Origin of the sequence: Pseudomonas sp. M47T1, assembly GCF_000263855.1 — a bacterium.
Taxonomy (GTDB): domain Bacteria; phylum Pseudomonadota; class Gammaproteobacteria; order Pseudomonadales; family Pseudomonadaceae; genus Aquipseudomonas.
This window is the reverse complement of record NZ_AJWX01000001.1, coordinates 264,402-290,096: the sequence shown is the minus strand read 5'-3', so window position 1 is coordinate 290,096 and position 25,695 is coordinate 264,402. Positions and strand designations below refer to the sequence as shown.

The 25,695-nt window shown below is 62.0% G+C and carries 23 protein-coding genes; 14 read left to right on the top strand and 9 right to left on the bottom strand.

What is annotated here, in order from left to right; translation table 11 throughout:
- Positions 1-185 precede the first annotated feature (185 nt).
- A complete protein-coding gene (locus PMM47T1_RS01350) occupies positions 186-1,838 on the top strand; it encodes a methyl-accepting chemotaxis protein (RefSeq protein WP_443216075.1) in 1,653 nt (550 codons plus the stop codon).
- A 94-nt stretch (positions 1,839-1,932) separates the two neighbouring features.
- On the opposite strand, the gene gbcB is transcribed toward PMM47T1_RS01350, so the two are convergent.
- A complete protein-coding gene (gene gbcB / locus PMM47T1_RS01345; protein ID WP_008365049.1) occupies positions 1,933-3,033 on the bottom strand; it encodes a glycine-betaine demethylase subunit GbcB in 1,101 nt (366 codons plus the stop codon).
- Between the two features lie 284 nt (positions 3,034-3,317).
- On the opposite strand from gbcB, the gene gbcA reads away from it, so the two are divergent.
- Positions 3,318-4,613: a glycine-betaine demethylase subunit GbcA gene (gbcA, locus tag PMM47T1_RS01340; RefSeq protein WP_008365048.1), complete on the top strand. Its 1,296-nt coding sequence runs from the start codon at positions 3,318-3,320 to the stop codon at positions 4,611-4,613.
- Between the two features lie 745 nt (positions 4,614-5,358).
- On the opposite strand, the gene etfB is transcribed toward gbcA, so the two are convergent.
- From etfB to PMM47T1_RS01310, 6 genes are all read right to left on the bottom strand, one after another.
- On the bottom strand, positions 5,359-6,129 hold the full coding sequence (gene etfB / locus PMM47T1_RS01335; protein WP_008365045.1) for an electron transfer flavoprotein subunit beta: 771 nt from the start codon (positions 6,127-6,129) through the stop codon (positions 5,359-5,361).
- Positions 6,130-6,136: 7 nt separating this feature from the next.
- Positions 6,137-7,357 (bottom strand): electron transfer flavoprotein subunit alpha, encoded by a 1,221-nt coding sequence (etfA, locus tag PMM47T1_RS01330; protein WP_008365044.1) that lies wholly within the window; start codon positions 7,355-7,357, stop codon positions 6,137-6,139.
- The gene (gene dgcB, locus PMM47T1_RS01325; protein WP_008365041.1) at positions 7,357-9,303 is read right to left on the bottom strand and encodes a dimethylglycine demethylation protein DgcB; all 1,947 of its coding nucleotides are present in this window, start codon (positions 9,301-9,303) and stop codon (positions 7,357-7,359) included. Before dgcB ends, etfA begins: the two co-directional genes overlap by 1 nt.
- A gap of 162 nt (positions 9,304-9,465) precedes the next feature.
- Positions 9,466-11,526 carry a dimethylglycine demethylation protein DgcA gene (gene dgcA / locus PMM47T1_RS01320; protein ID WP_008365039.1) on the bottom strand — a complete coding sequence of 687 codons (2,061 nt, stop codon included), beginning with the start codon at positions 11,524-11,526 and terminating at the stop codon, positions 9,466-9,468.
- Positions 11,527-11,541: 15 nt separating this feature from the next.
- Positions 11,542-12,072: a DUF5943 domain-containing protein gene (locus PMM47T1_RS01315; RefSeq protein ID WP_008365037.1), complete on the bottom strand. Its 531-nt coding sequence runs from the start codon at positions 12,070-12,072 to the stop codon at positions 11,542-11,544.
- A 74-nt stretch (positions 12,073-12,146) separates the two neighbouring features.
- On the bottom strand, positions 12,147-13,124 hold the full coding sequence (locus tag PMM47T1_RS01310; protein ID WP_008365035.1) for a dipeptidase: 978 nt from the start codon (positions 13,122-13,124) through the stop codon (positions 12,147-12,149).
- 234 nt (positions 13,125-13,358) lie between these two features.
- On the opposite strand from PMM47T1_RS01310, the gene PMM47T1_RS01305 reads away from it, so the two are divergent.
- The 3 genes from PMM47T1_RS01305 (at position 13,359) to PMM47T1_RS01295 (ending at position 15,086) form a co-directional block, all read left to right on the top strand.
- Positions 13,359-14,111 (top strand): hypothetical protein, encoded by a 753-nt coding sequence (locus PMM47T1_RS01305; RefSeq protein WP_008365032.1) that lies wholly within the window; start codon positions 13,359-13,361, stop codon positions 14,109-14,111.
- 102 nt (positions 14,112-14,213) lie between these two features.
- A complete protein-coding gene (locus PMM47T1_RS01300; RefSeq protein WP_008365031.1) occupies positions 14,214-14,639 on the top strand; it encodes a lysozyme inhibitor LprI family protein in 426 nt (141 codons plus the stop codon).
- Positions 14,640-14,663: 24 nt separating this feature from the next.
- The gene (locus PMM47T1_RS01295; RefSeq protein ID WP_008365029.1) at positions 14,664-15,086 is read left to right on the top strand and encodes a DUF3010 family protein; all 423 of its coding nucleotides are present in this window, start codon (positions 14,664-14,666) and stop codon (positions 15,084-15,086) included.
- 58 nt (positions 15,087-15,144) lie between these two features.
- On the opposite strand, the gene PMM47T1_RS01290 is transcribed toward PMM47T1_RS01295, so the two are convergent.
- The gene (locus tag PMM47T1_RS01290; RefSeq protein ID WP_008365027.1) at positions 15,145-16,095 is read right to left on the bottom strand and encodes a GlxA family transcriptional regulator; all 951 of its coding nucleotides are present in this window, start codon (positions 16,093-16,095) and stop codon (positions 15,145-15,147) included.
- A 165-nt stretch (positions 16,096-16,260) separates the two neighbouring features.
- Between PMM47T1_RS01290 and choX the strand changes: the two genes are divergently transcribed.
- The 9 genes from choX to PMM47T1_RS01245 all read left to right on the top strand — a co-directional run bounded on the left by choX (position 16,261) and on the right by PMM47T1_RS01245 (position 24,125).
- The gene (gene choX, locus PMM47T1_RS01285) at positions 16,261-17,205 is read left to right on the top strand and encodes a choline ABC transporter substrate-binding protein (protein WP_008365025.1); all 945 of its coding nucleotides are present in this window, start codon (positions 16,261-16,263) and stop codon (positions 17,203-17,205) included.
- 145 nt (positions 17,206-17,350) lie between these two features.
- Positions 17,351-18,238 carry a 3-keto-5-aminohexanoate cleavage protein gene (locus PMM47T1_RS01280; RefSeq protein WP_008365023.1) on the top strand — a complete coding sequence of 296 codons (888 nt, stop codon included), beginning with the start codon at positions 17,351-17,353 and terminating at the stop codon, positions 18,236-18,238.
- 9 nt (positions 18,239-18,247) lie between these two features.
- The gene (locus tag PMM47T1_RS01275) at positions 18,248-19,213 is read left to right on the top strand and encodes an L-carnitine dehydrogenase (RefSeq protein WP_008365021.1); all 966 of its coding nucleotides are present in this window, start codon (positions 18,248-18,250) and stop codon (positions 19,211-19,213) included.
- A complete protein-coding gene (locus tag PMM47T1_RS01270) occupies positions 19,210-19,677 on the top strand; it encodes a thioesterase family protein (RefSeq protein ID WP_008365019.1) in 468 nt (155 codons plus the stop codon). Before PMM47T1_RS01275 ends, PMM47T1_RS01270 begins: the two co-directional genes overlap by 4 nt.
- A gap of 96 nt (positions 19,678-19,773) precedes the next feature.
- Positions 19,774-20,592, top strand: a complete 819-nt coding sequence (locus PMM47T1_RS01265) for a hypothetical protein (RefSeq protein ID WP_008365017.1) — start codon at positions 19,774-19,776, stop codon at positions 20,590-20,592.
- A gap of 119 nt (positions 20,593-20,711) precedes the next feature.
- On the top strand, positions 20,712-21,230 hold the full coding sequence (locus PMM47T1_RS01260) for a hypothetical protein (RefSeq protein ID WP_238536589.1): 519 nt from the start codon (positions 20,712-20,714) through the stop codon (positions 21,228-21,230).
- A gap of 262 nt (positions 21,231-21,492) precedes the next feature.
- Positions 21,493-21,753, top strand: a complete 261-nt coding sequence (locus PMM47T1_RS01255) for a hypothetical protein (RefSeq protein ID WP_008365014.1) — start codon at positions 21,493-21,495, stop codon at positions 21,751-21,753.
- A gap of 169 nt (positions 21,754-21,922) precedes the next feature.
- Positions 21,923-23,287, top strand: a complete 1,365-nt coding sequence (locus tag PMM47T1_RS01250; protein ID WP_008365012.1) for an MFS transporter — start codon at positions 21,923-21,925, stop codon at positions 23,285-23,287.
- Between the two features lie 7 nt (positions 23,288-23,294).
- Entirely contained in the window at positions 23,295-24,125 is an 831-nt protein-coding gene (locus PMM47T1_RS01245; protein WP_008365010.1) for an amidohydrolase family protein, read from the top strand.
- A 99-nt stretch (positions 24,126-24,224) separates the two neighbouring features.
- On the opposite strand, the gene PMM47T1_RS01240 is transcribed toward PMM47T1_RS01245, so the two are convergent.
- Positions 24,225-25,328, bottom strand: a complete 1,104-nt coding sequence (locus tag PMM47T1_RS01240) for a GlxA family transcriptional regulator (RefSeq protein ID WP_008365008.1) — start codon at positions 25,326-25,328, stop codon at positions 24,225-24,227.
- Between the last annotated feature and the right edge of the window lie 367 nt (positions 25,329-25,695).

Here is a 25,695-nt window from a genome sequence, read left to right as displayed (position 1 = left end):
CCAGACCATGAAATCCGCTGCGGCGACCTTCCTGGCCTAGTCTCGGGGCAAGCCTGAAACAGACCCTGATGGACCGGCATATGCCCCTGGGGTTCCCGCGCGCCGGGGGCTGTGCGACAAAAGGTCCCTAAAGACTTGGTGTCCATGACCGATAGGCACTGCAAGCAACGTCAAAACCGCATGGAATGCGGTCCCCTACCCTGGAACCCGCCATGTCCCTACGCAACATGAATATCGCGCCTCGCGCGCTGTCCGGTTTCGCCCTGATCGGCGCGCTGATGATCATCCTCGGCGTGTTCGCGCTGACGCAGATGGGGTCCATCCGCAAGGCCGGCGAAGAAATTGAAAAAAACACCCTGCCCAGCATCGCCAACCTCGACACCATCACCCAGATGACCCTGCGCCTGCGCGTGCTGTCGTATCGGTTGCTGGCCAACCGCGACGCTCAGACCCAGGCCGAGGTGCTGCAACTGATCGACTCGCGCAATCAGCTGATCGGCAAGGCCCAGGCGGCCTACGAACCGCTGATCAACGGTAGCGAAGAACGCGCCGCCTATGGTGAGCTGACTTCTGCCCTCAGCGAATACCATGAACTGGAATCGCGCATGCGCGCCGCCAACAGCGCCAACGACGTGGACGGCCTGCGCAAGGTGGTCAACAGCGATCTGCAGGACAACGCCGCCAAGGTCAACGCCGCCCTCGACCGGCTGGTGGCCATCAACACCCAGCAGACCAGCGACATGAACAACGCCGCGTCGGCCCAGTACTCCTCGGCGTTCACCCTGGTAGTGACCCTGCTGATCATTGCCGCAGTACTGACCTTCCTGTTCGCCTGGCTGCTGACCCGCAGTATCGTGGTGCCAATCGACCAGGCCCTGGCAGCCGCCGAGCAGATTGCCGAAGGCAACCTCACCCGACCTATCCACGTGGAAGGCAGCGACGAAGCCGCACGCCTGCTGATCGCCATGGAAAAAATGCAGAACAAGCTGCGCGACACCCTGCAGCGTATCTCCGGTTCCGCCACCCAACTGGCCTCTGCCGCCGAAGAGCTGAACAGCGTTACCGACGAAGGCGCCCGTGGCCTGGCCCAGCAGAACCACGAGATCGAACAGGCCGCCACTGCCGTCAACGAGATGACCAGCGCCGTGGAAGAAGTGGCGCGCAACGCCGTCAGCACTTCGGAGGCCTCGAAGGATGCCACCAGTTCGGCCAGCGACGGCCGTGACCTGGTGCAGGAAACCGTAGGCGCCATCGAGCGCATGAGCGCCGATGTGCAAAGCACGGCCGATTTGATCGGCAACCTGGCCAACGAGTCTCGCGACATTGGCAAAGTGCTGGACGTGATCCGCGGCCTGGCCGACCAGACCAACCTGCTGGCCCTGAACGCCGCCATCGAAGCCGCCCGTGCCGGTGAGGCAGGGCGTGGTTTTGCCGTGGTGGCCGACGAAGTACGCGCCCTGGCGCACCGTACACAGCAGTCCACTGCCGAGATCGAACGCATGATCGGCAGCATCCAGGGCGGCACCGAGCAGGCCGTGAACTCGATGCGCAACAGCACCGAGCGCGCTGAATCGACCCTCAACATCGCCAAGGGCGCCGGCATGGCGCTGGACACCATCAACGGTGCCATCGTGCAGATCAACGAGCGCAACCTGGTGATCGCCAGCGCTGCGGAAGAACAGGCTCAGGTGGCCCGAGAAGTGGACCGTAACCTGGTGAACATTCGTGATTTGTCGGTGCAGTCGGCTACCGGCGCCAGCCAGACCACCGCGGCCAGCGCCGAGCTGTCTCGCCTGGCAGTGGACTTGAACAGCATGGTAGGCCGTTTCAGTCTGTAATTCTTTGGGTCTGCACCGTTTCTCTGGATGCATATCCTACTCATGTGGGAGCGGGCAGAGCCCGCTCCCACACATGTAGTTGCACTCGTGTGGATCAATACTCGATCCGCACATCGCCCTTTGGCACGCTGCAGCACGACAGGATGTAGCCATCGGCAACGTCCTCGTCGGTAATACCGCCGTTGTGCTCCATCTCCACTTCCCCGCCCAGCTTCATTACCTTGCAGGTGCCGCAGATGCCCATGCCACAGGCCTTGGGAATCATCAGGCCCAGCTTGGCAGCCGCCGCATGCACGGTTTCGCCCGGCGCCACGCGGATGCTCTTGCCAGCGGCAGTGAACTCCACCTGATGCAGGTCGGACGCGTCCACCTCCGGCGCCTCGGCGGCCTGTTCGGCGTTTTCCACGGCATCGGCGCGCGCTTCCGGCGGCGTGGCCCCGAACGACTCCTCGTGGTAGCGAGACATGTCGTAGCCCGCCGCTTCCAGCAGGCGCTTGACCGCGTTCATGTACGGCGTGGGGCCACAGCAATAGATCTCGCGCTCCATGAAGTCCGATGCAATCAATTCCAGCAGCTTGTGGTTCAGGTAGCCGCGATAGCCGGCCCACGGCTCGCCCAGCCCGTGTTTCTCGCAAATGATGTGCAGGCTGAAGTTGTCGATGCGCGAGGCCATGTGTTCCAGCTCGCGGTGGTAAATGATGTCCTTGGGTGAGCGGGCACTGTGCACGAACACCATGTCGACGTTGGCGTTGGTGTCGTAAAACCAGCGCGCCATGGACATCACCGGGGTAATGCCCACGCCGCCGCTGAGGTACAGGACCTTGGGCGACGGGAAGTCGATAGCGTTGAACAGCCCCACCGGCCCGTGCACCGCCAGTTCCTGGCCCTCGTGCAGGGTGTCGTGCAGCCAGTTGGACACGCGTCCGCCGGGCACCCGTTTGATGGTGATGGAGAAGCTGTACGGCACTGACGGCGAACTGGAGATGGTGTATGAGCGCATCACCGGCGCGCCTTCGATTTCCAGCTCCAGGGTCACGAACTGGCCCGGCTTGAAGAAGAACAGAATCGGCTGGTCGGCCATGAAACAGAAGGTGCGCACGTCCCAGGTTTCCTGGATGACCTTGACGCAACGGACCACATGGCGGCCATTGGCCCATGTCTGGGTGTTTACCGGGCTCAGGAAGCTGTTGGACATGCTCATCTCCACGGCCGACTGTCGGCCTCATGAGGAAGGATTCTGCGTGGGCCGTGACGCCGTCACTTTCCTATCTGCGACATTCACATGCTTATGGCGACCAGCCCCACAGTACAGGGGCTGGCGCGTCGGGAATGGATTGGGCCATGTCGCCCATGGATAAGGTTCCTACCCCGCGCGGACGCACACTCCACGACAAATGAACCTGTTGTATTCAAGCCTTGCGTTGCAAACCGTATCAGCCACTTTTCGCGGCCACACAGATGGCCATGAGGACACACACGATGGACGTTACCGCTACCCTGAGCCTGGGCGACCCGCTGGAACCCGCACGCAAGGCCACTGCCGAAATGCTCCAGACCCGGGAGCGCACGTTTTCGTTGCCGCAGCCTTTCTATAGCGACGAGCGTCTGTTCGACATCGATATGCAGGAGATCTTTCAGAAGGAATGGCTGATCGCCGGCATGACCAGCGAAATCCCCACCAAGGGCAACTTCATCACCCTGCAGATCGGCAAGAACCCGATCATCGTGGTGCGCGGCGCCGACGGCGTGGTCCATGCCTTCCATAACGTGTGCCGCCACCGTGGCTCGCGCCTGTGCACCAGCGAGAAAGGCAAGGTGGCCAAACTGGTCTGCCACTACCACCAGTGGACCTACGAGCTGGACGGCCGCCTGCTGTTCGCCGGCACCGAAATGGGCAGCGACTTCGACATGAAGCAGTACGGCCTGAAACAGGTGAACGTGAAGACAGCCGGGGGCTACATCTTCATCAGCCTGGCGCAGAACCCGCCGGCCATCGACGAGTTCCTGCGCACGCTGGAACACTACATGGAACCCTACGACATGGAAAACACCAAGGTGGCGATCACCACCACCCTGGTGGAGAAAGCCAACTGGAAGCTGGTGCTGGAAAACAACCGTGAGTGCTACCACTGCGGCGGCTCGCACCCCGAATTGTTGAAAACCCTGCTGGAATGGGACGACGTCACCGACCCGCGCGCCGACCAGGCCTTCAAGGACCACGTGGCCGCCAGCGCCGCCGCCTGGGAAGCCGAGAAGATCCCCTACGCCCACGCCAGCTTCGGCCTGCGCAACCGCATCGTGCGCATGCCGCTGCTCAAGGGCACCGTGTCCATGACCCTGGACGGCAAGGTCGGCTGCAAAAAGCTGATGGGCCGCATCCAGAACCCCGACCTGGGCTCCATGCGCATCCTGCACCTGCCCCACTCGTGGAACCACTGCATGGGCGATCACATCATCGTGTTCACCGTGTGGCCCATCAGCGCCCAGGAAACCATCGTCACCACCAAATGGCTGGTGCACAAGGACGCCGTGGAAGGCGTGGACTACGACGTGGACCGCATGCGCCAGGTATGGGACGCCACCAACGACCAGGACCGCCGCCTGGCCGAGGAAAACCAGCGAGGCATCAACTCCACCGCCTACCAGCCGGGGCCGTATTCCAAAACCTATGAGTTTGGCGTGGTGAACTTCATCGACTGGTACAGCGAGCGCATGCTGAGCAACCTGGGCGCGGCGCCAGCGCCCTATCTCAAAGGCGTAGCTGTTCACGAATAGTGCATGCATTGGTGGTGTGGGAGCACGCTTATGCGCATATGGTCAATAATTGATCAGCCAGCTTGAAGGCCATACTTCACAAGGCCTCCAGCCTTGCACCAACATCTTATCCACAGCCAGGCCCACAGTAATTGTGGGCAAGCGCTGCCCGCCTTTGAAAGAAATCCAAAAAAAACCGTGACTTATCCCGCGAATACTTTTTCAGCTGCAACTGGTCAAAAAATACCCAACACCCTGAAAGCCACGGCCAGCGTGGCCTGTAGCTGAACGCGAACACCTTATCCACAGAAGCGCCAACAGACTTTGTGCGCAACTTGCACCAGGCTGTGGAAAACCGCTGGAGGCCTTTGAAAATCAGCGTTTCACGCCAATAAACGCAGACTTGATCAAAAAACAGGCAAACCCACCCAAGCCTTGCGGGCCGTGGCCTGTAGCGTTAGGCGAACAGATTATCCACAGAGGCACCAACAAGGATTGTGGGCAACTTCCGGAATTTTTCATCGGGGAAACAGGTACTTAAGCTGTTCAAATTCTGATCATAGTGCTGAAAGGCTTGCAGGGCGCGGCTTGCAGGCATGCACAAACAACTTATCCACATGGACACCCACATCGATTGTGGGCAAGTGCCATATCCCATGGCCTACGCGACCGTAGCCGCTGCCGAAGGCTGCGCTGGCCCTACTGTGCAATGGAGATCTACGGTGGGTTATACGGCCAGCGCGGCCTGGCAGCAGCGGGTAACGGGTCAGCGGACCACACCCTCCTCCACCAGCAGCTTGAGAATTGCCTTGGCCCCCTCCTGGGCGCTAACGCCCTTGAGCACCTGCCCACCTCCCCCACTAGCCTTGGCCGTTGCCGCCTTCATCCGATCCGCGCCGCTCTTGGCCTTGATCACCTTCAAGCGCTTGGGCCGTGGCTTGGCGGGGATCAGGTCGGCGCCTGTGAATAACTCGTCCTCGACGATTTCCACCTGGTCCACCTGGAACTGTCCGCGCTGGGCCGGGCCGTAGGCGCTTTGCCGGGCCTTGGGCGCGGCGTTATCCACAGTGGCCAGCAATGGCAGGCGCACCTTGAGGCGGCGGCGCTGGCCGCGTGGCAAGGCTTGCAATACCTGGGCTACGCCCTGGTTCACGGACTCGACTTCGGCCAGCCCGGTAATCAGCGGCCAGCCCAGCTTTTCAGCCAGCAGGAAGGGCAGCATGCCCGAGCCTTCGCCAGTTTCTGCCTGGGTGCCGGCCAGCACCAGTTGCGCGCCAACGTCGTGCAGGTAGCTGGCCAAGGCAGGCAGCACATCGCTGCCAGCAGGTTGTTCAAGCACATCCATGTGCGCCAGGCCCATGCCCAGGTAGGCGCGCAGCGCCGGCTCGTGCACATCACCGGCGTGCACCACCTGCAAGTTATCCCCAGCCAGTTGCAAACCCAGTTCCACCGCGCGCGAGTCCTGCTCGGCGCGGCGGCTGCGGCCGGAGGTGGGGTGGGCGCCGATGGAGACCAGGCTGACGACTTTCATGTTCATGTGCACCTCAGGCGGCATCGCGCTTGGCTTCGTTTCGGTAGGCGGCAACTGCGTCGATCAGGGCCTTGAGCAGTTCGGCGCTGTCGCCGATCACCGACAGGTCGGCCCGCTTGATCATGTCGCAACCGGGGTCCAGGTTGATGGCGATCACCTTGTCGCAGGCGCCGATGCCCTGCAGGTGCTGGATGGCGCCGGAAATACCCACAGCCACGTAAACGCGCGCGGTCACCCAGGTGCCACTGGCACCTACCTGGCGGTCGCGGGTCATGAAGCCATCGTCCACGGCCACCCGCGAGGCGCCTTCGGTGGCGCCCAGGGCGGCGGCGGTGCGGTGGAACAGCTCCCAGTCCTTGACGCCGTTGCCACCGGAAAAGATGAACTCGGCCTCAGCCATGGGGATGGCGGCGGGGTCAACCGCTACCGCGCCCATGTCTTCGATGCGCGACAGGCTGCGAGCCACGCTTGTGGATAACTGCACGGGCAAGGCTTCATGGCGGGTTTCATCCACCGGCTCGGCGCATTCGGCAGCGGCCAGGACCAGCCGTGGCAGGGCCCGGCTGATGTCCTGCTGGCCGGCGCCGGCGCGGCCCACGCATTGGTCGTCCTTGATTTGCCATACCCGCGTGGCCGGGCGCTCGCCCAGGCTGGCGCCCAGGCGCCGGCCCAGTTCGCCGCCACCGCTGCGGCTGTCGGGCAGCAACCAGTGGCGCGGGCTGAATTGGTTATCCACAGCCCGCAGGCCCTGGATCCGTTGCTCTGGTGCATAACCGTCATATTCACTGCCAACGATTTCCAGCAGGCGGTCGACACCGGCGGTGGAAAACCCGCTTTCCTTGTGTTCGCCAAACACGATGGCCAGCACCGCACCGTCCTTGCCGGCCAACTGATGGGCCAGGCCCAGCAGGTCGCGGTCGTGGCTGCTCAGGCGACCACCGACCATGTCGGGCACCACCGCAATGTAGAACGCCGGATCTGCGACCCGATGCAGGGGCAACAGCACTTCCACGACGGCCGAGCGTTTGCTCGCACCACCCTGTTGCGCGCCGCTGCGGTCGATACGCTTGACCCCATTGGGGCCGATGAAGCCCATGGCATGGGGGTTCTTGCGGATGACGCCCGCAGGCCCCATCCACGATGTCTGGGCCGGCTGCATGGCCGCGTGCAGCGGATGCAGGCGGTTGCGGGCGATCCATTCGGCCCGCGGGTCGCGGCGGATAATGTCGCTCATCAATGCACCTGTGCAGGGATACGTTTAACCGGTGCCGGCTTTGCCGCCACTACCTCTTCCACCAGCGCATCAGCCACCAGTTCGGCGATGTCCTTGATCAATGGGCGGGGTTCGACAACGCCTTCCAGCATGGCCGTGCATTGCGGGCAGCCCACGGCCACCAGCTCGGCCTGGGTTTCGCGGATGTCGTCCATGCGCATGTCGGGGATACGCTGTCTGCCGGGAATGTCGGTAATCGGCGCGCCGCCACCGCCACCGCAGCAGCGGGAACGGAAGCCGGAGCGCTGCATTTCGCGCACCTCGATCCCCAGCGCCTTGAGCACATCGCGCGGCGCTTGGTATTCGCCGTTGTAGCGGCCCAGGTAGCACGGGTCGTGATAGGTAACACTACCGCCCTTGTGTTGTCCCAGGTTGAGCTTGCCGCCAGTGACCAGCTCGGCCATGAAGGTGCTGTGGTGCTGCACCAGATAGTTGCCGTCAAAGGCGCCGTATTCGTTTTTCAGCACGTGGAAGCTGTGCGGGTCGCAGGTGACGATACGCGTGAAGCTGTATTTGCTCAGGGTCTGGATGTTGCGTTTGGCCAGCAACTGGAAGGTAGCTTCGTCGCCCAGGCGGCGAGCCACGTCGCCGCTGTCACGCTCTTCCAGGCCCAGCACGGCAAAGTCGACTTGGGCGGCGCGCAGCACTTTAACGAAGGCGCGCAGGGTGCGCTGGTTGCGCATGTCGAAGGCACCGTCACCCACCCAGAACAGCACTTGCGTGGTTTTCTTTTCGCTCATCAGGGTGAGGTTCAGGTCCGCAGCCCAGTTCATGCGGCCGCCAGGGTTGAAGCCGCCGGGGTTGTCAGTGGCTATCAGGTTGTCCAGCACCTCGGCGCCCTTGTTGGGGGTAGCGCCCTTTTCCAGGGTGAGGTGGCGGCGCATGTCGACGATGGCGTCCACGTGCTCGATCATCATCGGGCACTCTTCCACGCAGGCGCGGCAGGTGGTGCACGACCACAGGGTTTCGGCGTCCACCAGGCCGTTGACGATGGGCTGATGCGGGTTGCCGCCATGTTCGCCTACTGGCTTGCCCGGGTAGGGACTGCCGGCAAACGTGGCGTCAGTGCCACCGGCCAGGCCCACCACCATGTCCTGAATCAGCTTCTTGGGGTTCAGCGGCTGGCCAGCGGCGAACGCCGGGCACGCGGCCTCGCATTTGCCGCACTGCACGCAAGCGTCGAATCCCAGCAACTGGTTCCAGGTGAAGTCCTTGGGTTTTTCCACGCCCAGTGGCGCGGCGGGGTCGGCCAGGTTCAGCGGCTTGAGGCCAGTGGAGCGGCCACCGCCAAAGCGCTCGGCGCGGCGGTGCCAGGCCAAATGCAGGGCACCGGCGAAGGCGTGCTTCATGGGGCCGCCCCAGGTCATGCCGAAGAACAGTTCCGACACGCCCCACAGCACGCCCACCGCCAGGATCGCCGCCAACACCCAGCCGCCGAAATCGGCAGGCAGGATGCCGGCCACGGGCAGGGTCAGCAGGAAGAAGCTGGCCGAGAACGCCAGCAGGCTTTTCGGCAGGCGCATCCACGGGCCTTTCGACAGGCGCGCAGGTGGGTTGAGCCGGCGTTTGAAAACGAACACGGCGCCGAAGAACATGATCACGGTGGCCAGCAGCAGTGCGTAACCGAGGATACGGTTATGCAGGCCGAAACCGTGCACCAGAATCGCAAGGACGATGGACAGCACTGCGCCACCGGCCGTGGCCACGTGGGTATTGGCAATGTATGTGTCGCGAGCCACCACGTGGTGCAGGTCCACCATGTAGCGCCGCGGCATCGCCAGCAGGCCGCCGAGCAGGTCCACAGCGGCCGGGCGGCCCTGGCGCCACATACGCACCCGGCGCAAGGCGCCGAGCACACCGAGCGCCAGGGCGGCGAACAGCAGGATGGGGAGGATAGTGTTCAACATGGTGAAGCCCCTAAAGACCCCGAGGTCTCAAATAAAGGGATGCCAACGCAGACCCTGTGGGAGCGGGCTCTGCCCGCGAACGAGGCACCGCGGTGTCTGCTTCGCGGGCAGAGCCCGCTCCCACACAATCCATTCCCACAGGAATTCAAGCGTCGCCCTGGGTCAGAAATCCTTGCACAGGCGCAAAGCGTCATAGATCGCCGCATGGGTGTTGCGCTGGGCCACGCAGTCGCCAATGCGGAACAGCAGATAACCGTCGCCCGCCTGTCTCAACGAAGGCTGCGGCTGGATGGCGAACAAGGCTTCGATGTCCATCTGGCCCTTGTTGCGCGACTCCTGCTTGAGCTCGTAATACAGCTTTTCATCCGGCCGCACGCCGTTTTCCACGACGATCTGGTCCACTACGCGCTCTTCCTTGGCGCCGGTGTATTCGTTTTCCAGCACCGCCACCAGCTTGTCGCCCTCGCGGTAGACCTTTTCCAGCATCAAGTCGCCGGTCATGATCACTTCCTTGGGGTACATGCTGCGGTAGTAGGTGGGGAACGACGTACCGCCAATGGCCACGCCCGGCTTGATGTCGTCGGTGACGATCTCCACCTGCGCGCCCTTGTCGGCCAGGAAGTCGGCCACCGACATGCCGGTGAACTCGCAAATGGTGTCGTACACCAGCACGTTCTTGCCCGGCGCTACCTTGCCATCCAATACATCCCAGCTGCTGACCACCAGGCCTTCCTCGGCCCCCCAATGCTCGTTCTGCTCCAGGAATGGATGACCGCCCACCGCCAGCACCACCACATCGGGGCGCAGGTCGCGAATGGTCGCCGCGTCGGCGGCGGTGCCCAGGCGCAGGTCAACCTTCAGGCGTGCCAGTTCCAGCTGGAACCAGCGGGTGATGCCGGCGATCTGGTCACGTTGCGGCGCCTTGGACGCCGTGGTGATCTGCCCGCCAATGAAGTCTTTTTTCTCGAACAGCGTCACGTCATGGCCACGCTCGGCCGACACCCGCGCCGCTTCCATGCCCGCCGGGCCGGCACCGACGATCACCACCTTGCGTTTCGGCCCGGTGGACTTCTCGATGATGTGCGGCACGCCCATGTATTCACGGGAGGTGGCAGCGTTCTGGATGCACAGCACGTCCAGGCCCTGGTACTGGCGGTCGATGCAATAGTTGGCGCCCACGCACTGCTTGATCTGGTCTATCTGGCCCATCTTGATCTTGGCGATCAGGTGCGGGTCGGCAATGTGCGCGCGGGTCATGCCGACCATGTCCACGTAACCGCCTTCGAGAATGCGCGTGGCTTGGTTGGGGTCCTTGATGTTTTGCGCGTGCAGTACCGGCGCCTTCACTACTTCCTTGATACCGGCGGCCAGATGCAGGAATGGCTCCGGTGGATAACTCATGTTGGGGATAACGTTGGCCAGGGTGTTGTGGGTGTCGCAACCCGAGCCCACCACGCCGATGAAATCGATCATGCCGGTGTCGTCGTAATACTTGGCGATCTGCTTCATGTCCTCGTGGCTGAGGCCGTCGGGGTGGAATTCGTCGCCACAGATGCGCAGGCCCACACAGAAATCGGGGCCCACTTCCTTGCGCACAGCCTTGATCACTTCCAAGCCGAAGCGCATGCGGTTCTCAAAGCTGCCGCCCCACTCGTCGGTACGTTTGTTGACCCGCGGGCTCCAGAATTGGTCGATCATGTGCTGGTGCACCGCCGACAGTTCCACGCCGTCCAGGCCACCGGCCTTGGCCCGCGCCGCAGCGCTGGCGTAGTTGCCGATCACGCGCCAGATTTCTTCGGGCTCGATGGTCTTGCAGGTGGCGCGGTGCACCGGCTCGCGGATGCCCGACGGCGACATCAGGGTGGGCCAGTGCTCGCCATCCCAACGCGACCGACGGCCCATGTGGGTAATCTGGATCATGATCTTGGCGCCATGCTTGTGCATGGCGTCGGCCAGGTTCTGGAAGTGCGGGATGATCTTGTCGGTGGCCAGGTTCACCGATTTCCACCAGCCCTGGGGGCTGTCGATGGCCACGCTGGACGAGCCGCCGCAGATCGCCAGGCCGATACCGCCCTTGGCTTTCTCTTCGTAGTATTTGACATAGCGATCGGTGGTCATGCCGCCATCAGTGGCGTAGACCTCGGCGTGCGCGGTGCTGAGCACGCGGTTGCGGATCGTCAACTTGCCGATCTGGATCGGCTGGAACATCGCTTCGAAAGCCATGACGGTTTCCTCGACTTACAACGGCTTGACGGTAAACAGGCCATCTTCGTGGCCTTCTTGCGAGCCGCTGTAGACCTGTTCGGCCACGGTGCGGACTTTGCTGCCACGGGCAGCCAGGATCTGGTCCATGGCGCCGGCGAACCAGCCGGTGAACATGTAGTCCACCTTGCGGCCAACCTTGCCGTACACGTACACAAAGCAGGAGTGCTCAAGTTTCACGCTGGCCGTGCCCTTCTCCAGGTCTATGTCCTGGATCTTGAACAGACCCCAGCCGCGCTGGGACAGACGATTCATGTAGTGCTCGAATACCGCCACGCCTTCGATGCCATGGCATTCGGCTTCCTTCTCGCACCAGTGCCAGGCGGACTTATAGCCGGCCTTGTAGAGGATTTCGGCGTAGGCGTCGGCGCCCAGCACATCCTCGATGCCCATGTGGTTGTTAACGAAGAAATGACGCGGCACGTACAGCATTGGCAAGGCGTCGGAGGTCCAGACACCGGTTTCGCTGTCGACTTCGATAGGCAATTGCGGGGCGATCTTGGCCATGGAAACTTAACTCCAGAAAATGCGGGAAGTGCCCCCGGCGCAGGCGTCCGGGGGAAGACAATCAGAGTGGCGGCTTATTCGCCCCAAACGTCCTTGAGGACGTTGACCCAGTTTTCGCCCATGATCTTGCGCACCACGCGCTCGCTGTGGCCGCGCTTGAGCAGCGTCTCGGTCAGGTTCGGGAACTCGCCCACGGTACGGATACCCAGCGGGTTGATGATCTTGCCGAAGTTGGTGAGGCGACGCGCATAGCCCTTGTCGTGGGTCAGGTATTCGAAGAAGTCCTGGCCATGGCCCTGGGTGAAGTCGGTGCCGATGCCGATGGAGTCTTCGCCGACGATGTTCATGGTGTATTCAATGGCTTCGGCGTAGTCGTCGATGGTGGACTCGATGCCCTTGGCCAGGAACGGCGCGAACATGGTCACGCCGACGAAACCGCCGTGGTCGGCGATGAACTTCAGTTCTTCATCGGACTTGTTGCGCGGGTGCTCCTTGAGCCCGGACGGCAGGCAGTGGGAGTAGCACACCGGCTTCTTGGATTCGAGAATGACTTCTTCAGAGGTTTTGGAGCCTACGTGGGACAAGTCGCACATCACGCCCACACGGTTCATTTCGGCGACGATCTCACGGCCGAAGCCCGACAGGCCGCCGTCACGCTCGTAGCAGCCGGTGCCCACCAGGTTCTGGGTGTTGTAGCACATCTGCACGATGCCCACGCCCAGTTGCTTGAACACTTCCACATAGCCGATCTGGTCTTCGTAGGCATGGGCGTTCTGGAAGCCAAACAGGATGCCGGTCTTGCCCAGCTCTTTCGCCTTGCGAATGTCGGCGGTGCTGCGCACCGGCATCACCAGGTCGCTGTTCTCGCGCATCAGTTTCTGGCTTTTGCAGATGCTGTCGATGGTGGCCTGGAAGCCTTCCCACACCGAAACGGTGCAGTTGGCCATGGTCAGGCCGCCTTTGCGCATGTCCTCGAACAGCTCGCGGTTCCATTTGGCGATGATCAATCCATCGATAACGATGCTGTCGGCGTGCAATTCGGCTGGGCTCATCAGGCTGTCCCCTTTGGCTAATCACGCGCCGAATCGTCTGCCGGCGCTTTGGGGCCAGCATATGCCTGCGCGGCAAAGCGTCCGGATGCAAAAACGACAGGGGAATCGCTGAAAGCGTCAAAGGCCTGATCGATGGAGGAGAAGGCTTACATTCTGATGACAGACCTGGCCGCAGATTAGGATCCACTCAACATCAGTCGCCTGCCAAGGCCCAGAACATAAAGGAAGTCGAGCATGCTCTCCATAGACCCGGATGCAATTCGCGCAAAACTGAAAATAGCCGTCGCAGCACTAAAGCCCCACGTAGCCCGGTTCGAAAAATCGAAAGCGGCGCTCCCCAACCTCACCTCGCGCGATGGCGCGCTGATTGCCGATCAAGCCCTGATCCAGGTTGAGGCCGGGGTGCAGAACAACCATCTGGATGCCTTCTCGCAATTTTGCCGTCTAGCCCAACTCCGCATTCAGACACAGCACCTGAATCCTTTAAGCGACGAAGCCCGCGCAGTGTGGATACACGCGTTTCTGGATTTTGGCTGGAGCCTTCAGGGACGAGGCAGCGCGCCTCGATTCAGGGTACCGAACCCCACAATACCGACAGTCACAAGCTGCCTGGCCAGGCAACTCAAGTTTGCGCAGATGGTGCCGCTGATCGAGCGAAGCATGAAAGGGCAGGCGGGTTCTCCAAAAGCCAGCGAGTTACTGAAGAGGGCGAGTTCAACTCAATTGGAGGTATTTTCCTTTCAATCGGTGCCGGTATTCAGAAGCCATGACGACAGGTTATGCGTAGGCCTGTTTTTCACCCATTACACGGCTCAAATGCTGCACGGGAATGGTCGTCCCCCGGCCGAATGGCGACGCGATTTCGATAACTTTGGCACAGCGTGCACTGTGGCCATCGATCTCGAGTCCCTGGAGCGAGTGCTACCGGTCATCCGCGAGGAAACCCAGACGCTGGGGCGGCTGCTATTTGAAGAAATACGTATCTGAACGCCAGGCGTCAGTCTTTCACACATAGCCCCCTATTCATTAGCCACGCCGTAAGCCAAAATCCCCGCCATCTGTTCTGCACTCTCGGCGGGGATCTCGCACATGAAATCTTGGTTACTGGTACTGGCTCTGGCTTCCCTTGGCGCCCACGCGGCAGAAGACGGCCCTACCCCCTGCGACAACGTTGACGACAGCAAGGCCAGCCTGGCCTGCTCGGCGTACAACAAGAAAACCGCCGAAAGCGAGCTCAAGGACGCGTACAAGGACCTGCTAGACCGCGCCAAGAGCAACTTCAGCGGCGAACCGGCCAAACAGGCCAAGATGAAGGACCTAATCACCGCCGCCCAGGCCCAGTGGGAAAAAACCCGCGACAGCGACTGCACCATCGAGACCTTCGAGGCTAAACCCGGCACCCCGGAATTTACCACAGCCCAGGATGACTGCATCGCCCAGAAGAGCGACGAACGGTCGGAGTACCTGCAGACCCTGGCCAACCCGGGTGACGAAGGCGACGTTCCCGAGCAATAAGCCCCTTTTCCAGCAAGGCATCCCATGAAAATCTGCGGTATCGACATCAAGGCCAGCGAAGCCATCTTCGCCCTGGCCAGCCACGACAACGGCGTGCTTGAGCACCAGGCCCTGCCACTGAAGAAACTGGCGCTGGAGGATGATGAGGATGCTGCGCAGGTAAAAGCCTTCGCCCGCCAGCTGGCCGAGTTCGTCAGCGCCAACGGCATTACCCACCTGGCGATCAAGAAGCGCAGCAAAAAAGGCGAGTTCGCCGGTGGGCCGATCACGTTCAAGATCGAAGGCATGCTTCAACTGCTGGAAGGCTGCGACGTGCAACTGGTGTCGCCGCAGACCATCAACGCCCAGGCCAAGAAGCACAACGTCGAACTGCCCGCCTCGCTGAATAAATATCAGCACGACGCCTACAAGGCCGCCTGCGCGCTGTTGCTCAAAACGGGCAAATAACCCGTAGACGCTGCCGCAAAGCTGCGAAAAAGGTCCACAGGACCTTCGGCGGTGTGGGCTACGTGGGCTGGGTTTCCTTGCGCCGTTCTTCACGCGGGCACCTGGCAAACCTTGAACGGTAGCTGCGGGTGAAATACGACGCCGACTCGAACCCGCAGGCAAGGCTGACGTCCAGCACGCTCATGCCGGTTTGGCGCAGCAGTTGCCGCGCCTTCTCCAGCCGCAACCCCAGGTAGAACGCGCTGGGCGTGTCGTTCAGGTGCAACTTGAACAGCCGTTCCAGCTGCCGGCGGGTGACGCCGATGCCTGCGGCCAGATCCAGGGTGCTCAAGGGCGGTTCCATGTGCTGCTCCATTTCCCCTATCACCTGCACCAGTTTCCTGTTGCTGACGCCAAAGCGCGAAGCGATCTGCATGCGCTGGTGGTCTTTGCGCGGGCGAATACGGCCCACCACGAATTGCTCGGACACCTCGATGGCCAGGCCGCTGCCGTGGGCCTGGGCAATCAGGTCGAGCATCAGGTCGATGGATGCAGTGCCGCCCGCCGAGGTGATGCGCCGCCGGTCGATCTCGAACAGCTCCTGGGTGGCCTCCAGCTGTGGATAGGTTTCCTTGAATGCCTCCAGCGCTTCCCAGTGCAGCGTGGCCCGGTAGCCGTCCAGCAACCCAGCCTGGGCAAGCACAAAAGCGCCAGTGTCGATGCCGCCCAGGGTCACGCCATGGTGGTCCAGCCGCCGCAGCCATTGCTGCAAGGCGGGCGTCACGGCCTTGAGCGGTTCGAAACCGGCAACAATCAACAGCGTCGCGCCCGGCCCCAGCGCTTCCAGCGCGGCATCGGCGTTCACCGACATGCCGTTACTGGCAAGTACCGGACCGCCGTCCAGGCTCAATACATGCCAGCGATACAACTCGCCACGGAAGCGGTTGGCGACACGCAGGGGCTCGACCGCCGAGATGAAACCAATGGCGGAAAAACCCGGCAGCAGGAGGAAGTAGAAGTCCTGGGACATGGCCGCTCTCGTGCAATGAAGCCTCGTTAATACGCCGCAGGTCGCCGCTGTGCAAGTGCTGGTCGCCGCAGTGCGAATTTCTGCGGGCGCGACAGGCTACTTTGTTGTCCAGGGTGCGCAGACACCCTCCCCCAATAACTAGAAACTGCCGCGAGAGGAGCCATCATGAAAAGACTGATCAGCTGCTGTCTGCTGATGCTCACCGGTACCGCGATGCTGTCGACCGTGCAGGCCGCCGAGCCTGAAAGCTGCAAGAACGTGCGCCTGGGCGTGGTCAACTGGACCGACGTGATGGCCACCAGCGCCATGACCCAGGTACTGCTCGACGGCCTGGGCTACGACACCAAGCAGACCAGCGCCTCCCAGCAAATCATCTTCGCCGGCATCCGCGACCAGCGCCTGGACCTGTTCCTGGGCTACTGGAACCCACTGATGACCCAGACCATCACCCCGTTCGTGCAGCAGAACCAGGTGAAAGTGCTGGCCGAGCCCAGCCTCAAGGACGCCCGCGCCACATTGGCCGTGCCGACTTACCTGGCAGACAAGGGCCTGAAGTCGTTCAGCGACATCGCCAAGTTCAAGCAAGCGCTGGGCGGCAAGATCTATGGCATCGAACCCGGTTCGGGCGCCAACAAGCAGATCAAGGACATGATCGCCAAGAACCAGTTCGGCCTGGGCGATTTCCAGCTGGTGGAGTCCAGCGAGGCCGCCATGCTCTCGGCCGTCAGCCGTGCCACTCAGCGCAACGAAGCCATCGTGTTTTTCGGCTGGGCGCCGCACCCGATGAACGTCAACCTGAAGATGACCTACCTCACCGGCAGCCAGGACGCGCTGGGCCCTAACGAGGGCAAGGCTACCGTATGGACCGTGACCGCACCGGACTACGCCAGCCGCTGTCCCAACGTGGACAAACTGCTGACCAACCTGACCTTCAGCGCCGAAGACGAGAGCCGCATGATGCAGCCACTGCTGGACCACAAGGACGCCCTGGAGTCGGCCAAGGCCTGGCTCAAGGCCCACCCTGAAGACCAGAAGCGCTGGCTGAGCGGCGTCACCACCTTCGATGGCAAGCCGGCCGAACAGAACCTGCAACTGACCACCAATCCCTGACCGCATCCTCATCATTCCCCGTGGGAGCGGGCTCTGCCCGCGAAAAGAACAACGCGCAGTACCTGAAACAACGCGGTGTTCGCTTCGCGGGCAGGGCCCGCTCCCACAGGCGATGGATGCGTGCGCCCGGAATAAAGGAGAAACCATGAACCACGACGTCATCATCACCTGCGCCCTCACGGGCGCCGGCGACACCACCGGCAAGAGCCACCTGGTACCCATCACCCCCAAGCAGATCGCCGCAGCCGCCGTGGAAGCCGCCAAGGCCGGGGCCACCGTGGTTCACTGCCACGTACGCGACCCGCACACCGGCCAGTTCAGCCGCGACGTGGCGCTGTACCGCGAAGTGATGGAGCGCATCCGTGAGGCCGACGTCGACATCATCGTCAACCTCACCGCCGGCATGGGCGGCGACCTGGAAATCGGCCCCGGCGAATCGCCCATGGAATTCGGCCCAAACACCGACCTGGTCGGCCCGCTCACCCGTCTGGCCCACGTTGAAGAGTTGCTGCCGGAAATCTGCACCCTGGATTGCGGCACGCTCAACTTTGGCGATGGCGACACCATCTACGTTTCCACCCCGGCGCAATTGCGCGCAGGCGCCAAGCGCATCACCGAGCTGGGCGTGAAGGCCGAACTGGAGATTTTCGACACCGGCCACCTGTGGTTCGCCAAGCAAATGATCAAGGAAGGCCTGCTGCACGACCCGCTGTTCCAGCTGTGCCTGGGCATCCCGTGGGGCGCGCCGGCTGACACCACCACCATGAAAGCCATGGTCGACAACCTGCCAACTGACGCGGTGTGGGCCGGTTTCGGCATCGGCCGCATGCAGATGCCCATGGCTGCGCAAGCGGTACTGCTGGGCGGCAACGTGCGGGTGGGCCTGGAAGACAACCTGTGGCTGGAGAAAGGCGTGCTGGCCAGCAACGGCCAACTGGTGGAGCGCGTAAGCGAAATCCTTATTCGCCTGGGTGCTCGCATCCTGAGCCCGGCCGAAGGCCGCGCCAAAATGAACCTGACCCGCCGCGCATAAGGAACCGCCATGACCTTCATTACCGAAATCAAGACCTTCGCCGCACTGGGCAGCGGTGTCATTGGCAGCGGCTGGGTAGCCCGCGCCCTGGCCCATGGCCTGGACGTGGTGGCCTGGGACCCGGCACCCGGTGCCGAGGCGGCCTTGCGCAGGCGCGTGGCCAACGCCTGGCCAGCACTGGTGGAAAAGGGCCTGGCACCTGGCGCTTCGCAAGAGCGGCTGCAATTTGTCGACACCATTGAAGCCTGCGTGCGCCACGCCGACTTTATCCAGGAAAGCGCCCCCGAACGCCTGGACCTCAAACTCGACCTGCACGCCCGGATCAGCGCAGCCGCCAAGCCCGACGCCCTGATCGGCTCCAGCACATCGGGCCTGCTACCCAGCGAATTCTACGAAGGCGCTACCCACCCCGAACGGTGCGTGGTGGGCCACCCTTTCAACCCGGTCTACCTGCTGCCACTGGTGGAAGTGGTGGGCGGCCGCCAGACGGCTCCCGAGGCCGTGCAGGCAGCCATCAAGGTCTACGAATCACTGGGCATGCGCCCCCTGCACGTGCGCAAGGAAGTCCCGGGGTTCATCGCCGACCGCTTGCTTGAAGCCTTGTGGCGCGAGGCGTTGCACCTGGTGAACGACGGCGTGGCCACCACCGGCGAAATCGACGACGCCATCCGCTTCGGCGCCGGCCTGCGCTGGTCATTCATGGGCACCTTCCTGACCTACACCCTGGCCGGTGGCGATGCTGGCATGCGCCACTTCATGAGCCAGTTCGGCCCGGCGCTGAAACTGCCCTGGACCTACCTGCCAGCGCCGCAATTGACCGACAAACTGATCGATGACGTGGTCGACGGTACCCGCGAGCAACTGGGCACGCACAGCATCAGCGCGCTGGAACGTTACCGCGACGACTGCCTGTTGGCCGTACTTGAAGCGGTGCGGGCCACCAAGGCAAAACATGGCATGGAGTTCAGTGAATGATCACCTACCAAACCACGGTGCTGGAGGAGTGGGTGGACTACAACGGGCATCTGCGTGATGCCTTTTACCTGTTGATCTTCAGCTATGCCACCGATGCGTTCATGACGCGCATCGGCATTGACCCGCAGCGCGACCAGCAATCGCTGTTTACCCTGGAATGCCATCTCAACTACTTGCATGAGGTGAAACGTGGCGCTGCCGTTGAAGTTCGCACTCAGGTTATTGCTCATGATCAAAAGCGGCTGCATCTCTACCATGACTTGTTGGTGTGCGGACAGGGTATAACCGCAGCGGCCAGTGAGCAGATGCTCCTGCACGTGAACCTTCGGGGTCCACAATCAGCCCCTTTCAATGAAGCCACCGTGATGCAGCTCGGCAGTATCCGTGAGCAACAATCTCATCTGCCAACCCCGCCTTATTGTGGCAGGACGATAGGACTCGCACCTGCCACATCAGGCCGATGAGAACTTTTCCCGGTAGTTGCGACGCGTAGCATTATTTATCGTGAAGTCACCTGAAGAAAAGTCTTCTGGGCTCAATCATTGAAAAAGGACTTCACGATGCTTATCAACGACGAAACCTCCATTACTCGCCGACTGTCCGAATTCGAAAAGCTGTCGTTGCCGGACACAGCGTCTTCCGGTTTCGGTACCAGGGCGATCATCCCCGAAAGTGAAGAAAACTACTTGCCCAACGAAAGCGAAAGGCGTGGGGTGGTAGCCGGCAATGCCATCAACACCTTTGAGGGTGAACTATCGCTGGCCAACGAACGCGACCTGAACAATATGGGCCGCTACGCCGAGGCCTGCGCAAACCGCAAGTGCGGCAAAGAAACCGACATGCGCGCCTGGTACGCCGAGTACACCCGGGTGATGTCGATACTCGGCCTGGGGCTGCAAAGCTACGGCTTTGAAGAACTGGGCACCAGCGACACGTCTGTCAAGGTCGACGCGACCGCGCTCAGACTGCTGGGCGGCGCTGCGTTGGGTGCCGGTTCGGCCGGCAAAATTCTGGTTGCCAGTATCAAGGATGCCCTGGCCTCCATCAAGGATGACCAGCAGGCGCTGGGCCTGTTTGAAAAGCAGAGCTCAAGCAAGACAGGGGCAAATTTTCAAATGATGCCCGCGGCCCAGCGCACCAATGGCAGCTGCGTGGTACTACTGTCCTGTTCTTATTACAAAAGCACACTCAACAGAGGCAAGGTACTGTTTGTTTCCTGGAACAAATCCAGGATCAACATATTTGGCAGCGCACAAAGAACACTGTTCATTCGTGAGGATTATGATGACGAAATGCGCACCGAAGTCGTCCGCTGGCTGAAAAAGAACGCCAAGAATCAATTCGCCTCGATCAAATTACCGGATGAAGAGACTGAATAAAAACCGGTACATCTTCATGTTTTTTCGGGGGCACCATGAACATCAATCTACCGAAAGGCTTCATCTGTTCCAGGGCGTCGGGGCTGATGTATGCATTACCTCGCGAACAGCAATTGCCCTTGATACAGGCCCTGGTATTCGCGCAAGTACGTGCTGACCAGCAGCACGCTCGATCGCCTTCCAGGCCTTGGGCACACTTTCAGGAAAGCGCGCTGCAAAGCCTTGAATGGGCGACCCAGCGGCAGAGCTTTCTCGACAAGCCAGGCAATGCCGACGAACCTGTAGATGCCATAGCGCTGCTGTCAGCTTTCGCCAAGCAGCGGCTACCGGCGCAACAGGCTCTCGTGGCCGGCAGGTTGTTCGAGAAAGTGGCCCGGCTACCGGGCCTCCCCGCGGTGTTGACGGCAAAACCAGCGGGTACATTCTCATTGGTCGTCGCCAGCTCCACTCGCCAGGCCAGCGTCATGACCCTGGCGTGCCCGGCAGGCGAGAGCGGCTCGCCGCCAGCGCTGCAGTTATCATTTAGCGAATATCGGATTGCCGCTCAGTTCTGGCAGTGGAACGACCAGTTGCACACGTCGGTGGGCGATTACGTCAACCGGCATCTCAAGGACCTGAGCGACGCGCTCACTGCATGAACAACGGCCCTTCTGAGCCTGAATAAAAAAGCCCCGATCCAGCCGTATCCGGATCGGGGCGCAGTGTGCTGCGTACAACGTGACGAAGGTGACCAAACCTGCACGCTGGAAGCCGACGCCAGTGTGCCCCGCAATACGGCTGATGATTTAGCCGAAAACGACACGCTCATGCCCACCGCAGCCATGTCGACAATCGCCCCTTGTCGCGCCGCACTCGCGCTTTCAGAATCGAGCAAAAGCCCCTCACCAAAGGACTCGACTCATGATGCACGTGGATCTGATTGATCAGGATGACCTGCTCGGCCAACTCAAGGCCCTGGGCTTTGACATGCCCGCCGGCGCCAGCGCCGAACAGGCTTGCGAATGTGCCGTACGGGGCTTGAGCGAGGCGCGGGCCAAGGCCCTGCGCAAGATGGTGGAACAGTTGCTGACCGGCAGCGCGACGATTCTGCCGGCCGTGCGCCAGGCCATCGACAAGCAACTGCTGCCTGCCCTGGCCCAGTACCAGCAGTCCCGCGCCTGACCCGCACTTGGTGAAGGCCCGCAACCCGCGGGCCACACACTTGGCAGCGGCCTGCACATAAACAAAACACATACCCGCATAACCGATTCGCGGCAGACGCCTTCAGCATCTGGTCGTACCGTCTCTTTACAGCGTCTTGGCGCGATAAAAATAAAGAGAGTGTAGGCCGATGAACAACCGCCCCGCAGTTGACGTCAAGGCGTGGATCGACTCCCGAGCCATTTCCCCCTACCAGTGGCTGGTGCTTGCACTGTGCTCGCTGATTATCCTGTTCGACGGTTACGACGCGGCGGTGATGGGCTTCATCGCCCCCGCCCTGTCCCAGGACTGGGGTCTGGCCCCGGCGCAGATGGGCCTGATCCTGGGCGCAGCCATGTTCGGCGTGGCCCTGGGTGCGCTGGTGGCCGGCCCCTATTCCGACCGCCTGGGCCGCAAGCGCGTGCTGCTGGTGTCCATTGCCAGCTTCGGGTTGTTCAGCGTTCTCTGCACCTTCGCCCGCAACCCGTATGAAATGGCCCTGCTGCGCTTCCTCACCGGCCTGGGCCTGGGCGCTGTAATGCCCAACTGCGTGACGCTGGTGTCGGAGTACATGCCCGAACGTCGACGCGGCCTGCTGATCACGCTGATGTATTGCGGCTTCAATATTGGCTCCGGCGCAGGTGGTTTCATTGCCGCCGGCCTATTGCCGCTGGGCGGCTGGAAAGCCGTGCTGCTGGTAGGTGGCGTATGCCCGTTGCTGGCGCTGCCGCTGCTGGTGTGGCTGTTGCCGGAATCGACGCTGTACATGGTGGTGCGCAACCATGCCCAAGGCAGCATCGGTGCGATTCTGCACCGCATGGGAGGTGCCTTTGCCGAGGGCACGCGCTTCGTGCTCAAGTCGCCGGCGCTGGACAGGAAAGCCCAGGTATTCAAACTATTCTCCAAAGGCTATGCCCAAGGCACCCTGATGCTTTGGCTGACATATTTCATGGGCCTGTTCGTGATCTACCTGCTCAACGGCTGGCTGCCCACCATCATGCGTGCCGGTGGCCTGAGCCTGGAGAAGGCTGCAATAACCGCCGGTCTGTTCCAGCTGGGCGGCACCCTCGGCGGCCTGCTGGTGGGCAGCCTGATGGACCACTTCCAGGCGCGCAAAAAGGTCATCGGCCTGTTCTACCTCATGGGCATGTGCTGCCTGCTGGCAGAGGGCGTCTTCGGTTTCGGCCCCACCGTGCTGGCCATGCTGGTGTTCGTCAGCGGCATGTGCGTGAACGGTGCGCAGACCGGGCTGCAGGCATTCTCGCCCAGTTTCTACCCCACCGAAATGCGCGCCACGGGCGTCAGCTGGATGCATGGCATCGGCCGTAGCGGCGCTATCATCAGCTCGTCCATGGGTGGCCTGCTGCTGGGCGCATTCCCGGGCACCACCAGTATCTTTATCGTGTTGTCGGTTCCAGCCCTGTTCGCGGCGCTGGCCATCGTCAACCACCGCAACGCCGTAGTGGCTCCACCGCTCAAGCGCGCCGGGCGCCTGCTTGAAGCACCTACCCAATGAGTGATTCATGAGCGTACTGACCCAACCCAAGATCGACTGCCACCACCACATCTTCGACCCGGTGCAGTTTCCCTACATCCCCGAGACACCGTACCGCCCGGAGGGGCACGAACTGGGCACGGCGCTGCAGTACGGCGCCGTGATGCAGGCCTACAACATCCGCCACTCGCTGATTGTGGGCCCCACCTCGGGCTACAACACCGACAACCGCTGCCTGCTGGCGGCACTGGCTGAACACCCGGGACGCTCGAAGGGCATTGCCGTGGTGCCGCTGGACATCAGCAGTGACGAACTGGCGACGTTCAAGGAACAGGGCGTGGTGGGCATTGCCTTCAACGTCGCCATGCTCGGCACCGCACCGTTCGTGGCGGTGGATGCGTTGATGGGGCGGCTCGGCGAGCTGGACCTGTTCGCCCAGATCCAGGTACTGGATGATCAGTTGCCCGAGCTGATGCCATTGCTCAAGCGCACCAGCACGCCCCTGCTGATCGACCATAGCGGCCGCCCGGACGTTGACGCCGGGCTGGCCCAACCGGCTTTCAAGGCACTGCTGTCGCTGGCAGGCCAGGATCGCACCTTCGTCAAGTTGTCGGGGCTGTCGAAGTTTTCTCACCAGCCATACCCGTGGTCCGATGCGCAGCCCTACCCGTTGGCGTTGCTCGAAGCATTCGGCGCCGAGAACTGCATGTGGGGTTCGGACTGGCCATTCCTGCGCGCCACCGAGCGCATGGACATCGGCACCTTGTTGCTGTTGGTGGAGCAGATGTTCCCGGACCAAAAAGTGCGCGAACAGATCCTGTGGGCCACGCCGAAGCGGGTGTTTGGCTTCGCGGATTGATTTTCAGGGCCCTGACGCGACCTTCGGCCGCGACAGGAGACCTCTGCAGCCTCACAGGTGAACAGACCCGATAGGGGCGGCGTCCGGAGGCGGGGCGGTCTAGAGGCGCACGCTGGCGAAGGTCGACTCGTTGCGCGCCTGGCTCAGCGCCGACATCGGCCCCGACAGGGGCGCCAGCACGATCGCCTGCGGGATCGGCATCATTGCCACCTGCTGCGCAGTATTGGAGCCCACGCGCTCGTCGCGCGGCGGAATGCCGAAGTATTCGCGGTAGCACTTGGAGAAGTGCGGCGTGGACACGAACCCGCACACCGACGCCACTTCGATGATCGACATGGGCGTCTGCTTCAGCAGTTGCCGGGCACGAATCAGGCGCAGCTTGAGGTAGTAGCGCGACGGAGAGCAATGCAGGTATTTCTGGAACAGCCGCTCCAGCTGCCGGCGCGACACCGATACGTACACGGCCAGCTCATCCAGGTCGATCGGCTCTTCCAGGTTGGCTTCCATCAACGCCACGATTTCCTGCAGCTTCGGCTGGTTGGTGCCGAGCATATGCTTGAGCGGCACGCGCTGGTGATCCTGCTCGTTGCGGATGCGCTCGTAGACGAACATTTCCGAAATGGCCGCCGACAACTCGCGACCATGATCACGGCTGATCAGGTGCAGCATCATGTCCAGCGGCGCGGTGCCGCCAGAACTGGTGAAGCGGTTGCGGTCGAGGGTGAACAGGCGCGTGCTCATGGCAACGCGCGGAAACGCTTCTTGCATTGACGCCAGGCACTCCCAGTGCACGCTGCAATCAAAACCGTCGAGCAGGCCGGCGCAGGCCAGGGCCCAGCTGCCGGTGCACACGGCGCCCAGGCGCTTGGACTGGCGAGCCTGGCTTTGCAGCCACGTCACGTGTTCGCGGGTCACCGTGCGTTGAATGCCAATGCCACCACAGACGATCACGGTGTCCATGGCCGGAGCCTTGTGCATGGCCGCGTCCGGGGTGATCTGCAGGCCATCACTGGCCCAGACCTGACCGCCGTCCACGCTCAGGGTGGTCCAGCGGTACAACTCACGGCCGGACAACTGGTTGGCCATGCGCAGAGGTTCCACTGCGGACGCCAGGGAAATCAGCGTGAAATTATCCAGCAGCAGAAAGCCGATGGATTGAGGCGTACGGGTCTGGGGTTGGGCCCCGGAGTTGAACGACGTCATCGCGGTATCTCCTCACTCAAAGCGGGTGATGGCCTCAGGCGAGGCTCTTCTTATGGCCCTGTTCGAGGGAGGGCTTTGCAATGACAACGCAAATGCCATGCCTAAACTTGAATGGCTATTCAATAAAACCTGAAAACGACGTCGCTCTGCGGCTACTTGCCACAGATGGCAAAATGACACTTACGGCGGCCAGCAAGGGCTGTGAGCACTTCGGTAGCACTTGTGTGAAGCGACGGACGGGAAGATGAAAAGAGTGTCACCCACGGCACGGGCGAATGACAGCCAGGGGCTGGCCGTGGCCAATCAGGCAGAGGAGTGCCGGACGCGCCAAAACGTCGCGAGAAAACGACGTTGTGTGCGAAAAAGG